This window comes from Catenulispora sp. GAS73 (genome assembly GCF_041262085.1).
Classification (GTDB): Bacteria; Actinomycetota; Actinomycetes; order Streptomycetales; family Catenulisporaceae; genus Catenulispora.
Window position 1 is genome coordinate 67244 of the sequence record NZ_JBGCCM010000025.1, and the last position, 14638, is coordinate 81881.

The window sequence follows — 14638 nt, forward strand, 5'->3', positions numbered from 1 at the left end:
ACACTGTGCACACCAGGCAGAGGGTGTTCAGCCGATCTGGACCGGATCGATGCGGACCCGGACCCATTCCTCGGCTTTGCGGGCACTGCGGACGCCCTGGGCCTCCCGGACGGCCTCGGCCAGGTCTCCTCCGAGCCGACGCGGGACGCGGACCAGGGCGCGGTGTAGTTGCTGGCGGGGGCTGTCCTCAACAGCGGCGCGGGGCCTGTCTGCTCCCTCCCGACGGCCCAGGGGGTCGGTGTTCTTGCCGGACCGGGTGTCAGGCTTCTGCGCGGCCCGGTCATCCGATCTCGGGACATCCACCAGGACCGGCCCGAGGATCTCGGCCGCTTCGGGGAGGCGGAGCAGGCTCAGTTCCTCAGCGACCGCAGCAGGGGTACCGGTGAGTTCCGCCACCCGGGCCAGAGGCGGGTAGTGCAGCTCGCCGCGGTCGACTAGTTCTCGGCGGGCGTGCCACACCGGGTCCCAGCGCACGAGCGCCTGGACCGGCGCCAGTCCCGGCTCGGCCATGATGACGACCTTGCCGCCTTCTCCCCCGGGACGTACTAGTGCGGCGGCGTTAAGCCAGCGGCGCAGGGCTTCTTCTCCCGCGCGGAGGTCTCTTCTGGCGAGGAGGGACCAGCCGTCCAGGAGGAGCGCGGCCGCATAGCCGCCGTCTGCTACGGGTTCTGCTCCAGGGGTCGCCACTACGAGCGCGGGCTTGTCGGACACCTGTGACAGGACTGTGTCCCCGGCAGAGAAGATGACCTTTGTGTTGGCGAAGGCGCGGCCGAGTTCTTCGGCGGTGCGGTGGACGCCGATGGTGAGCATGCGGAAGCGGTCGCCGCCGCAGGGGCGGTCATTGACGAAGTTGTCGCAGCGCCAGCCGCCGGCTGGGCGTCCGCACCATAGGCAGGACGCCATGGCGTGCCCTGAGGAGAGTTCTAGAGGGCCGTGACAGTGGTTACAGCGCGCGTGTTTTCTACAGCGGATACACGCCAGGGACGGCGCATAGCCGCCGCGCGGTACTTGGACGAGGACCGGGCCGTCGTTAAGGGCGGCGCGCGCGGTACGCCAGGCAAGGTTGGGCAGGCGCGCGGCTGCGGCGGCCGGATCTCTTTCTTTCTCCAGTTCCTCTCCAGAAGTGCGGATCAGGGGCGACTTCGCGCGCACTGTAGAGCGGAACGCAGTAAGCGGATATGCCCATCGGCTCTCCACTAGTTGCGCACCTTCCGCGGTACACGTGTAGCCGCCGATAAGTGCTGCCGCGCCTGTGGCATGCGCGCGCAAGAGGAGGACCTCGCGGACGTGCGGGTAGGGGGCGCGAGGTTCGGCGTGAAGGTCGTCGCCGTCGTCCCAGACCGCGACCAGGCCGAGGTCGGCGACCGGGGCGAACATCGCGGAGCGGGTGCCGATCACCATCTTCACGTCGCCGCGCAGGACGGCCAGCCAGTTCTGGTAGCGCTTGGCGGGGCCGAGTTCTTCGGACAGGACGACGTGGTGGCCGGGGCCTGCGATCTCGGTGAGGGCGGCGTCCAGGCGGGCCAGGTCGCGGTGGTCGGGGACGATGGCCAGGGCGCCTCGGCCGGGGACGTGGAGGGGGTCTGCTGCGCTGTGCGTTTCGCCACTCACTACCGCGCTGACGCTGGCACTGGCTGCCGCACTTACTACGTCGGCCGGACCTTTATCGGGGAGCTCTTTAGGGGACTCAGCTTCCGCGTCGCTATAGCGATCGTCATCCAGATCCCTGAGGTTCTCGGGGTCGATGTCGTAGTCGGTGGGCAGGTCCGGGTCCGGGAGCGCGGGATCGGTCGGATCGGGGGCGAGGTCCGGGATGGCCGGGTCGTCGGCGATCACGATCGCGTCGGGGTCCACGGCGACTTCTGCGGTCTCGGTTTCCTCGGTACTCGCCGGGAGCGGAGCCGGCTCAGGCTCCGGGAACACGACAGCGTCGGTCGCCACGGCGTACATGGCAGTCGCGATAGCGGTGGCCCAGTCTGTGGCCGGGAGGCAGGTCCACACCGCGCGCGGGAGCTTGGGCGCCGTCTTGCGTTGGAGAGCCTTTATGAACTCCCGGCCGCCGCCATAGACGCCCCATGGCGCTCCGTCGACGGGCTTTCCAGGGCCCAGGTCCGGTTCCTTCGCAGAGGTCTTCTCCGCGCTCGCGTGGCGCGGCGGCACCGCCAGACGGAGGACGTCTGCAAGCGTCCCCGCATAGCGGTCGGCGACGGTGCGTGCCAGGTCCAGGATCTCCGGGGTCAGGACCGGGAGCGGCGACACCACCTTCTGCAGGTACTCGAACCGGCCCGCGAAGTCGGACTCGGCGACGCGGCTGATGATGAAGCCGTCGACGAGCTGGCCGGCGAAGCGGACGCGGACCCGGACGCCGGGCTGGGCGTCGGCGTCCAGGTCGGACGGCACGAGGTAGTCGAAGGCGCGGTCCAGGTGGCTGAGTTCGAGGTGCAGCACGACCTGCGCATAGGACAGCTCCGCCGCTGGTTCGCGCGGCGGCTTGGGTTTGGCCTGGCGTGCCGACTGGCGGGCCGTGCGCCGCGCGGCCTGCCGGGGATCGTCGGCGGCCGTCGGCGGCCGCGGCTTGTCGACGGCGGTCTGCGACGGCGTTTCGGGGGCATTGGGCACGTCCAGCAACGGAACCTCAGTCGGCTTGTCGTCCGGCCTTCCCTCCGTGTTCTTCTGCTCCAGCGCCTCCACAGTGTCAATTTCTACCCGATAGCGGTGACACCAGTACCGTGGGCGGGCAGGTTCGGCGTGGATAGGGTGCCGTGCATGTCTGACGATCGCACCTCTGTTCTAGGCTTCGCCCTCTCCGTCGCCGATGCCGCCCTGGAGCCCGTCCCCCTGGACCCCTCGCAGGTCATCGCCGGTACGCCGGAGGTCTCGGAGCTGGTGCTGAGCGAGTCGGACGACGGCCGCGTGCTGCGCGGGATCTGGCAGATGACGCCCGGCGTGGTCACCGACACAGAAGCGGACGAGCTGTTCGTGGTGCTGTCGGGCCGCGCGACGATCGAGTTCGAGGACGGGACGGCGCTGGAGGTGGGCCCCGGCGACGTGGCGCTCCTCACCGAGGGCGCGAAGACCCGCTGGACCGTACACGAAACCCTGCGCAAGGTATATCAGGCAACTGTCTAGTTCCCCACACTTCACCCATTCGGGCGCTGGCATACCCGCATCCCACCGATCTATCCTGAATTCATCCACTTCACACCGAATCAACCCGATTGAAGCGGACCAGGGGCAAGTCGCGGGGAGACAAAGCAGAAGCCAGAGGAAACCAAAAGCTCCGAGGGGGAACCACCATGATCGACGCCTGGCTGCTCTTCGGCCACGTGATAGGCACCGTGGTCCTGGTCGCCGGCATAGGCCTGGAGGTCTACGCGGTCACCGCGGCAAGCCGCGCGACCACCGTCGCCGAACTCCGCCTGGCGGTCCGCGCCGCCCGAGCCCTCCCCGTCCAGATGCCCCTGGCCACCCTCCTGATGACCGGCTGCGGCCTGGCCCTCGTGGCACACGACCCCGACTTCCACTTCGGCGACGCCTGGGTAGTAGCAGCCATCGGCATAGTGGTCGGCATCTCAGTAGTCGGCGGCGGCTTCAGCGGCAGACCCGCAACCCGCCTCCTCGACGCCGCCAACGCCGCCCCCGAAGGCCCCCTCCCCCCACACCTGGCCACCCTGGTCCGCGACCCGGTCCTCCTAGCCAGCGCCCGCATCACCGCCATCACCGCAACCTGGGCCATCTGGCTGATGTCCATCCGCCCCCACGCCACCGGCACCCTGATCTCCCTGGCAGCAGCCACCCTCCTGAGCACAATCGCCATCGCCGCCTCCACAACCCCAGCCCGCCCCACCGTAGGCACCGACGTCGGCACCGAAGCCCCCAAACCCGGCGACACCCCCAGCCGCACCCCCAACGCAGCCTGACGCGCCCGCCGCACCTCCCGACGCAAGCGCCGCCCTCCCCACCGGCACCGCGCCTCCGGCGAGCGCCCTCGATCATCCGGCGCGCTCGGACACGCCACGAACCCACCATCCACACACTGCCCGCCGATCCGCCACACCGCCGATGCCGCACCTCCGGCGAGCACCCTCAACCATCCGACGCGCTCGGACACGCCGCGAACCCACCACCCGGGCACTGCCCGCCGACCCGCCACACGGCCGACGCCGCACCTCCGGCGAGCACCCTCAACCATCCGGCGCCCTTGGGCACGCCGCGAACCCACCACACACGCACTGCCCGCCGCCCCGCCACACGGCCCACGCCGCACCTCCGGCAAGCACCCACCCTTTCTCTTGCGGCCGACAGCAGCGCCGCCCAAGCGACCACCGACCCGCCACGCCAGCGGCGCCGCACCTCCGACGAGCACCCTCGATCGTCCGGCACGCTCGGACACGCCGCGAACCCACCACCCGCGCACTGCCCGCCGACCACGACCACCTGGATCCCGCGCACGCCGCAGCATCACCATCCACCGTCGGCCGCCAAGCCATGCCCACGACCAAACACCACTCTCGACGCACAACCGCACAACACCCCACACACCAATGCCGCAGTCACGGCGACCTAAGCGCCGACGCCCTCCTCACCTCCACCCGCAACCCACAGCCAAGCCACGCCACACCCGCGCACGCCGGACCACGACTCGCGGCCTACAGCCACACCGCCCCGACGCACAGTGCTCGCCGACCACGACGCCGCGCCGACGCCACGAAGGCCCGAGCCTGGACGCTCGCCGCACCTCGATCCGCAGCCAGCCGCCGAGCCACGCCACCCCGCACGCCGCACCACCGCTCGCGGCCTACAGCCACACCGCTCACCGGCCACGAGGCCGCGCCGCCGCTGAAGCCGTGAAGGCCCGAGCGCCGACGCTCGCCACACCTCCATCCGCAGCCAGCCTCCGAGCCGTGCCACACCCGCGCACGCCGCATCGCCACTCGCCGCCAACATCAGCACCGCACCGCGCCTACACCCCTCACCGGCCAGCAGTCGCGCCGATCCGGCAGCCACTGCGGCCCGAGCGCCGACTGCGCCACATCTCCATCCCCCGGGCCGACCGCCAAGCCATGCCACATCACGCCGCACGGCCTACAGCCGCACAGCAGCGTGCCCCGCCGCACCGCCTTAGCCCGTCCCGCACAAGCGTGCGGCACCGCATCAATGAACCGATCTCAGCCATAAGCCATAAGGCTCACCCCACTGGCACCCGCCCTCACCCCGTCCGACCGTGGACCCATGACCACAACGCCGCCCGAAACGCCCCCGGCCCGCGACGACGAGTCCGGTGCGGCCGATGACCGTTTCGATCGCCGGATCGCTTTCGGCGTCGTGGCGGCGCTCGCTGTGGTGGGTGCCGTCGGACCGTTCGGGTGGCATCTGCTGTCGACCAACACCGGCAGCTCGAATTCCGCCGGCGCCTCCACCTCGGCGACCGGCAACGGCGGCGGAGGCGGCGGCGCTGGCTCCAACGGCAACGCCGCCGTGGCGAATCCCGCAGCCACCACCAGCAGCGCCAGCGCGAGTCCCAGCGCCGCTCCCAGCGCCAGCAACCCCGCCGCGGCCGGGGCCAGCGCGTCGTGTGCGGCGGCGCTCGGCAACGCCAAGTCCGTCGCCGGCGGCAGCGGGACGATCGCCTCCATCGGGGGCTGGGCCATCATGGCCACGCCCAGCGTCAACGCTCTGCGGGCCAACGCCGCCTCGTTGCACGGCATCATCGTTCAGCAGGACGCCGCGGCCGTCCCCGCCGCCGCCAAGGGCCTGTGCGACGAGGTCGGGAGTGTCGGGCAGCTGGCCGCCATGCCCGACACCGTCGGTGCCACGGCCTGGCAGGCCGCCCTCAGCGCCTACGTCGCCGGCGCCACCGACGCCCTGGCCGCCGCGACCAACCACCCCGCCTACTACCAGGCCGCCCAAGCCCAGCTCGCGCAAGGCGAACAGGAGCTCGACGCGCTCTCCGCACGCATCATCGCCACGACCCAGCGCTGAGCCGGTGGCAAACGCAGCAACTGGCGAGCGGTACTGGCTAGCGGTGGCGAGCAGCATGTAGCCCTGCGCCCCGCCCCCTACCGCCCCACCCGCAACCCGCTCGACCCATCAAACAAATGAATCTCCCGAGGATCCGGCACCACCCCGAGCTGCGCCCCCACCCGAGGCGCCTCATACTCCTCGCAGCGCACGATCACCGTCCGCCGCCCCCGCCCGACGCCCATCTCGCAGTGCGCGTACGCCGTGTGCCCGAGCCGCTCCACCAAACTCACCGTCGCGTAGATCCCGTTGCCCGGGGCCGCGAAGGTCGCGTGCTCCGGGCGGAAGCCCACCAGCACCGACGGGGACGTCAGCGGCTGCGCCACCTCCACCGGTACCTCGTACACGTCCGACTCGCCGATCAGGGCCCAGCCGTGCTTGTACGTCCCGGGCACCAAGTTCATTGCCGGCGAGCCCACGAACCCGGCCACGAACTCGTTCACCGGGTGGTCGTACAGCCTGCGCGGCGTGTCGACCTGCTGAAGCGTCCCGCGGTTCATGATCGCGATGCGGTCGCCCATCGCCATGGCCTCGACCTGGTCGTGGGTCACGTACAGGGTCGTGATGCCGCTCTTGCGCTGCATCGACGCGATCCGGGCGCGGGCCGAGGTGCGCAGCTTGGCGTCCAGCGCTCCGAGGGGCTCGTCCATCAGGAACACGCGCGGTTCGCGCACCATCGCGCGGCCGATCGCCACGCGCTGCTGCTCGCCGCCGGACAGCGTCTTCGGCAGGCGGTCCAAGCGGTCGCTGAGGTCCAGCTCGGCCGCGATGCGGCGGACGCGGCGCGACACGGCCGAGGGCGGGGCGCCGGCGAGTTCCATGCGGAAGCCGAGGTTCCGGGCGACCGACATGTGCGGGAACAGCGCGTAGCTCTGGAACACCATCGCCAGGTCGCGCTCGCCCGGCGGGACCCCTTCCAGGTCCTCGCCGTCGACCATGACCTGACCGGTCTGGACGTCCTCCAGCCCGGCGAGCATGCGCAGGGCCGTGGTCTTGCCGCAGCCGGACGGTCCCAGCAGCACCAGGAACTCGCCGTCCGCCACCGAAAGCGTCAGATTGTCAACCGCTTTGCGTTTTCCCTCCGGGTACGTGCAACTCGCCTGAATGAAATCGACTGTCGCCACACCGTCTCACCGCACTTCAGCCCATGTGACCGGCCGCGTTCAGCCCTTCCGCGCCGGTGTTGAACGCGGACGTTACGCCGAGCCGAACGGCGTCGCAATACCCTCCCTCTTTTACGGTTGGACACGGCGCCGGACATGACGCCAAGTGCGGCATATGACCGGCGCAAAATGTTGAATTCTCATCTGTGAGCGTTCGAAAACAAGCCTGAAAACGATCAATGAACCTACGGCTTGTTCGCCCCCACCGCCCACATCGCGAAGAATTGAGACCCGCCGCCATAAGCGTGCCCCAAAGCCAACCGCGAACCGTCGACGGCAGCAGCCACCTGATGCTCCCCGGCCTGGCCGCGCACCTGCTGCGCCGCCTCGGCGAAGCGGATCATGCCCGAGGCCCCGATCGGATTCGACGAAAGCACGCCCCCGGACGGGTTCCACGGGATGTCCCCGTCGAACGCGGTCGCGCCGGCCTCGGTCAGCTTCCAGCCCGCGCCCTTCTCCGCGAAGCCGAGGTTCTCCAGCCACATCGGCTCGTACCAAGAGAACGGCACGTACACCTCGGCCGCCGCGAACTGCCGCCGCGGCTCGGTGACACCGGCCTGTCGGTAGACGTCGGCCGCGCAGTCCCGCCCGGCCCGCGGGTCCACGCTGTCCCGCCCGGCCATCCCCATCGGCTCCGACCGCATCGCCGCACCGTGCACCCACGCCGGACGCCGCCCCGTCGCCGCCACCGCGGCCGAGGCGGCCCGCTCCGACCCCAGCACCATCGCCACCGCGCCGTCGGAGGAAGGACAGGTCTCCAGATAGCGAATCGGATCCCACAACATCATCGATTCCTCGACCATCGCGAGGTCGATGTTCGGGATCTTCAAATGCGCGTACGGATTACGCAAGGCATTGATTCTGTCCTTGACCGCGACCATCATCCCGATATTGCCGGGAGCACCGGACTGCCGTATATAGGCCCGGATATACGGCGCGAAATACCCGCCGGCCCCGACCACCAGCGAGGCGGAGAACGGCGAGTGCGTGGACAGCGCCCACGTCGCGTTCGACTCCGACTGCTTCTCGAACGCCACCACCAGCACCCGCTCGTGCACCCCGGCCTGCACCTGCGAGGTCCCGACCAGCGCCGTCGAGCCGCCGACCGAGCCGGCCGTGTGCACGCGCATCATCGGCTTCCCGGCGGCCCCGAGCGCGTCGGCCAGGTAGAGCTCGGGCGTGGCGACGCCCTCGAACATGTCCGGGGCCTTGCCGAGCACGACCGAGTCGATGTCGGCGAACGTCAGCCCGGCGTCCTCCAGCGCCCGCAAGGCCGCCTCCCGCACCAGCCCGGCCAACGAGACGTCGGCACGCTTGGTGCGGTAGGCGGTCTGACCGACGCCGATCACGGCGCAACGGTTGCCCATGGTCAGTCCTGCCCTTCGGAATCGAGCACACACACCAAGTTGTGCTGGAGGCACGGGCCCGCGGTGGCGTGCGCGACGGTCCGGCCGGCGCTGCCGTCATGGATCCGGGCCGCAGCCTCGCCGATCCGGATCAGCCCGGTCGCCATGATCGGATCAGCCTTCCGCGGCCCGCCGGAGGCGTTCACCACGGTCTTCTCATCGAGGCCCAGCTCGCGCCGCAGCAAGACCTCCTCGTGATCGAAGCGCGTGTGCAACTCGGCGAAATCGACGGCGCCGGAGCCGGAACCGACCCCGGCGCGCTCAGCAGCCTGCCGAGCCGAAACACTCCGCGTCAGATCCCGCGCCCCGACGCTGTGCGGCTCGATCCGATGATCGATGCCGGTGATCCACGCCGGCCGCGCACGCACACGCCGCGCCACGTCCCCGGCCGCCAGAATCACCGCGGCGGCGCCGTCGGTGGCCGGTGGCGGCGTCGGATCCGGATCGACGTCGAACCCGGCGTCCTTCAAAGCCCGTGCCTGAAGCCCAGCCATCGCCACATGCCCCGGCACGAGCGGCGCCAGGTAGTAGGGGTCGTATCCCAGCGAACTGATGCCGACCTGGTCCCCGACCGTGCCCTTGCCGAACCCGTACACCAGCGCCGTGTCGATGTCCCCGTGCTGGATCCGCACCCACGCCTCGTACAGCGCCCACGCCGCGTCCTGCTCCACATGGCTCTCGGAGATCGGCGGCCAGGCGCCGATGGTGTCCAGCGCCGCGACGAACGAGAACGGCGTCCCGACCAGGTAGTCGTTGGACCCCGAGCAGGTGAAGCCGATCTCGGACCGCGTCAGCCCGGTGGCCTCCAGCACCTCGTTCACCAGCGGCGTGACCAGATCCGCCTCGGTCCAGCCGAGGTCGGAGAAGCTGTGCTCGCTCTGCGCGAAGGCGACGACCGCGACGTCCCTCATCACACGTACTCCTCAAAGCGCTCGTAGGGGACGTCCGGTTCGCCGGTCGGCGCAAACCACTTCAGGTTCTTCACCGACCGCGTCCGCTCAGCCTCCGGCACCCACACCGCCTTCACCCGCATCCCGATCCGCACGTCCTGCCACGGCACGTCGGACACCAGCACGAGCATCGCGATGTCGGCGCCGTCCAGCAGCACGTAGCCGCTGATGAAGGGCACCTCCGGGGCGCCGGCCGCCGGGACGTTGTTGACCGCGAAGGTGGTCAGCACGCCGGTGTCCGGAAGATCGACCCACTCGGTCGCGGGCAGCCCGTCCGCCGGGCACGCGCCGCGCGGCGGAACGTAGACCTTCCCGCACGTCGGGCACCGCGTGCCGCGGATCTGCCCCACGGCCATGCCGTCGATGAAGTGGTTCCACACGGTCCCGGGACGCAGCCGGTACTCCAGACGGTGCGGCAGCGTGACCACCGAGACGGGTTCGAGCTCCGCCTCTCCGGCCAGGACCGGCACCTCGGCCGGCCCCTCCCCCGGCGCGAAGGACGCGATGTCCTTGACCGAGCCGGTCCGTTCGGCCCGCCACGTCGCGTGCACCCGCATCCCGGTCGCCATGGCGGCCTTCGAACCGCTGTCCACGGCGTGCAGCAGCGCGGTGTCCGCGCCGTCCGGCCGGATCAGCGCCCACGCGAAGGGCCGGTCCAGCGGATGGTCCCCGCGCGGCTCGTCAACCCAGGCCCAGCTGGTCACGGTGCCGGCCGGGCCGACCTCGACCCAGTCGTCGTCTCCCGCGCCCAGCGCGGCCGCTGTGACCGGGTCGTACTCGGTCGGCGGGATCAGGACCTTGCCGTCGGGCGTCCGCACACCGTAGATCCGGCCGGACCGCAGACCGGTCAGGAAGCGTCCGATCACCGGGCCGGTGGAGCGGGTGTAGCCGCCGGGGAACTCCAGGACATGCGGGACCCGCTCATCAGAGGTCTGGGAAGCTGAAGAACCCTGAGTCGTCATCGTGGCCCCGCCTCAGATCGCGCTCTGGTGACCGGCCCAGTACGGGTCGCGCAGCCGCCGTTTGAACAGCTTCCCGTTGGGCTCGCGCGGCAGCTGGTCGATGAAGTCCAGCGTCTTGGGCCACTTCAGCCGCGCCAATCGGCCGTCCAGGGAGGCGATGATCTCCTGGGCCAGCTCGTCAGAGGCCGAATACTCCTCGTTGAGCTCGACCACGGCCTTGATCTGCTCGCCCCAGTCCTCGTCCGGGATGCCGAAGACCGCGACGTCGCCGACCGCCGGGTGCCGCAGCAGCTCGCCCTCGATCTCGGCCGGGTAGATGTTGACGCCGCCGGAGATGATCATGTCGATCTTCCGGTCACACAGGTAGAGGAAGCCGTCCTCGTCGAAGTAGCCGATGTCGCCGACGGTGAAGAAGCCGTCGCGGCGGTTGGCCTCGGTCTTGGCCTTGTCGCCCTTGTACTCGAAGTCACCGACGCCCATCTTCATGTAGACGGTGCCCGGCGTGCCGACCGGCACCTCCGCGCCGTCGTCGTCCAGCGCCTTGACCTCGCTGATCGGCCAGGCCTTGCCGACCGTGCCGGGATGCGCGATCCACTCCTCGGGGGTGGCGATGGTGCCGCCGCCCTCGGTCGCGGCGTAGTACTCGTAGATCACTGGGCCCCACCAGTCGAGCATGGCGCGCTTGACGTGCTGCGGGCACGGCGCGGCGGCGTGGATCGCGACCTTCATCGAGGAGACGTCGTAGCGCTGCTTCACCTCGTCCGGCAGGTGCAGCATGCGGTGGAACTGCGTCGGGACCATGTGGGTGTGCGTGGCCCTGGTCCGCTGGATCATCTCCAGCGTGCCCTCCGGCGTCCACTTGTCCATCAGCGCTAGCGTGTGGCCCATCTGCAGCGCGGTGCCGCCGAACTGGGTGACCGCGGTGTGGTAGTTCGGCGAGGTGACCAGGTGCACGCCGCCGTCCCCGGGCTTGATGCCGAAGAAGCCGGGCAGGACGGTCCCGAGCTCGGCCATCATGTCCGGGTCCTGACCCGACAGCGCGCGCCGCACGCCCTTGGGCTTGCCGGTGGTGCCGGAGGTGTAGTGCATCGCGGTGCCGTAGCTGCGGTTCTGGGGCAGGTCGGTGCTGTGCCCGGCGCGGAACTGCGCGAGCGGCGTGAAGCCGGGGATGTCGCCGCCGACGCTGATCAGCGCCTCCTTCGGCAGACCGTGCCCCTCCTTCTCCAGCTCGGCGACGGCGGCCAGGCCGATGTCGGCGAAGCGCGCGTGGCAGAAGAACGCCTTGGCCTCGGCGTCGTGGACGATGTAGGCGACCTCGGGGCCGGCCAGGTGGAAGTTGATCGGCGTGTAGTACCAGGCGGCCTGCAGCGCCGCGGCGTAGATCTCGACCATCTCGACCAGGTTCGGCATCAGCAGCGTGAGCCCGTCGCCGTCGGCCAGGCCGAGGGCGCGCAGCGCGTGCACGGTCTGGTTGGCGCGCGCCAGGACGTCGCCGGCCTTGTGTTCGGCGCCGGCTTCCTCGACGACGGCGGTCCAGTCGGGGTCGGCTTGCGCGATCTTCCAGAAACCCAGCCCTGCCATGCGCGACTCCCGCCTACTACATCTGATGGATCGTCAGTAGTGGAGTACAACACGGCCCCTGAGAGGCTGCAAGGGTTTCGCGGGGCGAAACTAGAACGAGTTCTTATTGGTCCGATCGACCACCGAAAACAGCTCTGCCGACAGCTCTCAAACCTCAGCCAGCGCACGCTCCAACGTGGCGTACCCGGCCGGTTCCCAGGTCGGCTTGCCCCCGGGCTTGCCCAGCCGCCCGGCCCGGCCGATCGCGATCAGATTCAGGGCCCGCAGCACCGCCCAGCCGCGGGCCCGCGCGATGCCGGCCTCGTCGGCGCGTCCGTAGACCTCGAAGAACCGGTTCGCGGAACCCGCGGGCAACAGGATCCAGGCCGCCGACAGATCGATCGCCGGATCGCCGGCCCCCATGTCCCCGAAGTCGACCACCCCGGCCAGCGCGCCGTCCTGGACGATCACGTTGGCCGGATGCAGATCCCCGTGCAGGAACTGCGGCACGCCCTGCCAGACCGGCGCCGCGACAGCCTTCTGCCACACCTTCAGCGCGTCGTCGGCGCTCGGATGGCCCTCGATCTTGTCGAGCCACCGCTCGAAGTCCCCCGGCTGCACGGCACTGGGACCGGCATGCCGGGGATAGGCCGGAGCATCCGCGGGGGCGTCGTGGTGCAGCGCACTGAGAAAGGCCCCCAGGCTCTCCGCCGACTCGGCGCGGGTGATCGGCGTCTGATCGGCTGGCTCACCCTCGACCCAGCGCATCACCGTCCAGGGGTGCTCGAACAGCTCGCAGGGTTCTCCGATGCGCACCGGCACGGGAACCGGCAGCGACAGCCGCTCGGCCAACACCGGCAGCCACTTCTGTTCCTGGCGCAACTGGAACGGGGCTTCGCCGTAGCGCGGCAGCCGCACCGCCAACTCGTCTCCGAGGCGGAACTGCTGGTTGCCCCAACCCCCGGCGACGTCCCGGATCTCCAGGTCCGCCAGATCAGGGTGCTGTTCCCGCAGCAAGGCCTGGACCAGGCTCTGCTCATATACGAAGTCGCCCATCGGCTCACGTTAGACGAACAGCCGACACCGGGGCCTCTAGAGCGCGGAAAGAGACCCCGGTGCCCCGTTCGCGTCTGCCCTCGGCGCGACCGGTTGGGGCACCGCGACCGCAGGGGTCACCGGTGCCAGTTCGCAGAGTACGGCGTGACAGGCGGTGACCGCACGGTTATCGGCGGATGTGGATGATTTTCCGCCTCTACCCCTTACGGGCGTTCGCAGTCGCGAACAGCCGCGCCGTCTGTCAGCAGACGTCTGTCATGCGTCGGTTGTCACGCAACGGTCGTCACGCGGCCGTCACGCGTCGGTGATCGCGCCGAGCCGCTCGACGGCCGCCGCGTACTCCTCGACCAGCTGGTAGATCACCTCCCGCACCGGTCGTACGTCGGTCATCGAGCCGACGATCTGCCCGACCGGCATCCCCATCAGCTCGGTGCGCCCGGCGCGCGCGATGCGGCGGTGCGCCTCGGAGACCAGCATGTACTGCAACGGCATCGGCAGCGTGCCGGGGGAATCAGTGCCTTCCCAGGCGTCGGTCCAGTCGGTGCGCAGCTGGCGGGCCGGCTTGCCGGTCAGGGCGCGGGAGCGGACGGTGTCGCGCGAGGACGCCGCGAGCAGCTTGGGAACCACGCGCGGATCGGTGTCGGCTTCGGCGACCGTCAGCCAGATCGAGCCGGTCCAGGCGCCCTGCGCGCCCAGCGCCATCGCGGCGGCGACCTGGCGGCCGTTGCCGATGCCGCCGGCGGCCAACACCGGCGTGTCCCCGACCGCGTCGACGACCTCGGGGATCAGGACCATGGTCGAGATCTCGCCGGTGTGGCCGCCGGCCTCGGTGCCCTGCGCGACGATGATGTCGACGCCGGAGTCGACCTGCTTGCGCGCGTGGTGGGCGCTGGAGGCCAGGCCCGCGGTGCGCACGTTGTTCCGGTGCGCCAGTTCCACGATGTCGGCGGGCAGCGGGCCCAGCGCGCTGGCCAGCAGCGCGATCGGGTGGTCGAGGGCCACCTCGACCTGCGGGCGCGCGGTGGCGTCGGTCCAGCCGAGCAGCTGGTGGCTGTGGTCGCCGTCGGCGGGGAGTTCGGGCACCTCGTACTTGTCGAGGATGCCCTCGACGAAGTCGCGGTGCTGAGCGGGGATGTAGGACTTGAGCGTCTCCTCCATGCTCGTCCGTGCCGAGTCCTTGGCGGAGACCTCGTCCACTGACGTGGAGACCGAGGCCGGCATGACGACGTCGACGCCGTACGGCTTGCCGTCGGTGTGCGCGTCCAGCCAGCGCAGCTCGGTCTCCAGCTCGTCGGGGGTGAAGTAGACGGCGCCCAGGACGCCCAGGCCCCCGGCCCGGGTGACCGCCGCGACGACGTCGCGGCAGTGGCTGAACGCGAACAGGGGGAATTCGAGGCCCAGGGATGCCGAGAGCGGGGTTCGCATGGTGCGGACGGTAGGGGCACGCGCGCAAAACTGCAACAGGTTCTAGTATGCGGATCATAATAAGAATGAGACAGGCACTGTTCGCATCGTGGAGC

General features: G+C 70.2%; 11 protein-coding genes. 3 read left to right on the plus strand and 8 right to left on the minus strand.

Translation table 11 applies throughout. The annotated features are described in order from the left end of the window. Positions 1-27 precede the first annotated feature (27 nt). Complete coding sequence (locus ABH935_RS32705; protein WP_370381808.1) at positions 28-2691, minus strand: primosomal protein N'; 2664 nt, start codon at positions 2689-2691, stop codon at positions 28-30. A 75-nt stretch (positions 2692-2766) separates the two neighbouring features. Between ABH935_RS32705 and ABH935_RS32710 the strand changes: the two genes are divergently transcribed. The 3 genes from ABH935_RS32710 (at position 2767) to ABH935_RS32720 (ending at position 5982) form a co-directional block, all read left to right on the plus strand. After that, positions 2767-3129, plus strand: coding sequence for a cupin domain-containing protein (locus ABH935_RS32710; protein ID WP_370381809.1), 363 nt, complete (start codon positions 2767-2769; stop codon positions 3127-3129). A gap of 167 nt (positions 3130-3296) precedes the next feature. After that, positions 3297-3920 (plus strand): hypothetical protein, encoded by a 624-nt coding sequence (locus tag ABH935_RS32715; protein WP_370381810.1) that lies wholly within the window; start codon positions 3297-3299, stop codon positions 3918-3920. Between the two features lie 1312 nt (positions 3921-5232). Beyond that, positions 5233-5982, plus strand: coding sequence for a hypothetical protein (locus ABH935_RS32720; protein ID WP_370381811.1), 750 nt, complete (start codon positions 5233-5235; stop codon positions 5980-5982). A gap of 77 nt (positions 5983-6059) precedes the next feature. Here the strand turns inward: ABH935_RS32720 and ABH935_RS32725 are convergent, their stop codons facing one another. From ABH935_RS32725 to ABH935_RS32755, 7 genes are all read right to left on the minus strand, one after another. Continuing rightward, positions 6060-7145, minus strand: coding sequence for an ABC transporter ATP-binding protein (locus tag ABH935_RS32725; RefSeq protein ID WP_370381812.1), 1086 nt, complete (start codon positions 7143-7145; stop codon positions 6060-6062). A gap of 224 nt (positions 7146-7369) precedes the next feature. Continuing rightward, positions 7370-8551: a thiolase domain-containing protein gene (locus ABH935_RS32730; RefSeq protein ID WP_370381813.1), complete on the minus strand. Its 1182-nt coding sequence runs from the start codon at positions 8549-8551 to the stop codon at positions 7370-7372. Between the two features lie 2 nt (positions 8552-8553). Continuing rightward, entirely contained in the window at positions 8554-9501 is a 948-nt protein-coding gene (locus ABH935_RS32735) for a lipid-transfer protein (RefSeq protein WP_370381814.1), read from the minus strand. Further along, positions 9501-10502, minus strand: a complete 1002-nt coding sequence (locus ABH935_RS32740) for a Zn-ribbon domain-containing OB-fold protein (protein ID WP_370381815.1) — start codon at positions 10500-10502, stop codon at positions 9501-9503. The genes ABH935_RS32735 and ABH935_RS32740 overlap by 1 nt, the downstream gene beginning before the upstream one ends. 12 nt (positions 10503-10514) lie before the next feature. Next, entirely contained in the window at positions 10515-12083 is a 1569-nt protein-coding gene (locus tag ABH935_RS32745) for an acyl-CoA synthetase (RefSeq protein ID WP_370381816.1), read from the minus strand. 147 nt (positions 12084-12230) lie between these two features. Beyond that, on the minus strand, positions 12231-13118 hold the full coding sequence (locus ABH935_RS32750; protein WP_370381817.1) for an aminoglycoside phosphotransferase family protein: 888 nt from the start codon (positions 13116-13118) through the stop codon (positions 12231-12233). A 294-nt stretch (positions 13119-13412) separates the two neighbouring features. Next, a complete protein-coding gene (locus ABH935_RS32755) occupies positions 13413-14543 on the minus strand; it encodes an NAD(P)H-dependent flavin oxidoreductase (protein WP_370381818.1) in 1131 nt (376 codons plus the stop codon). Between the last annotated feature and the right edge of the window lie 95 nt (positions 14544-14638).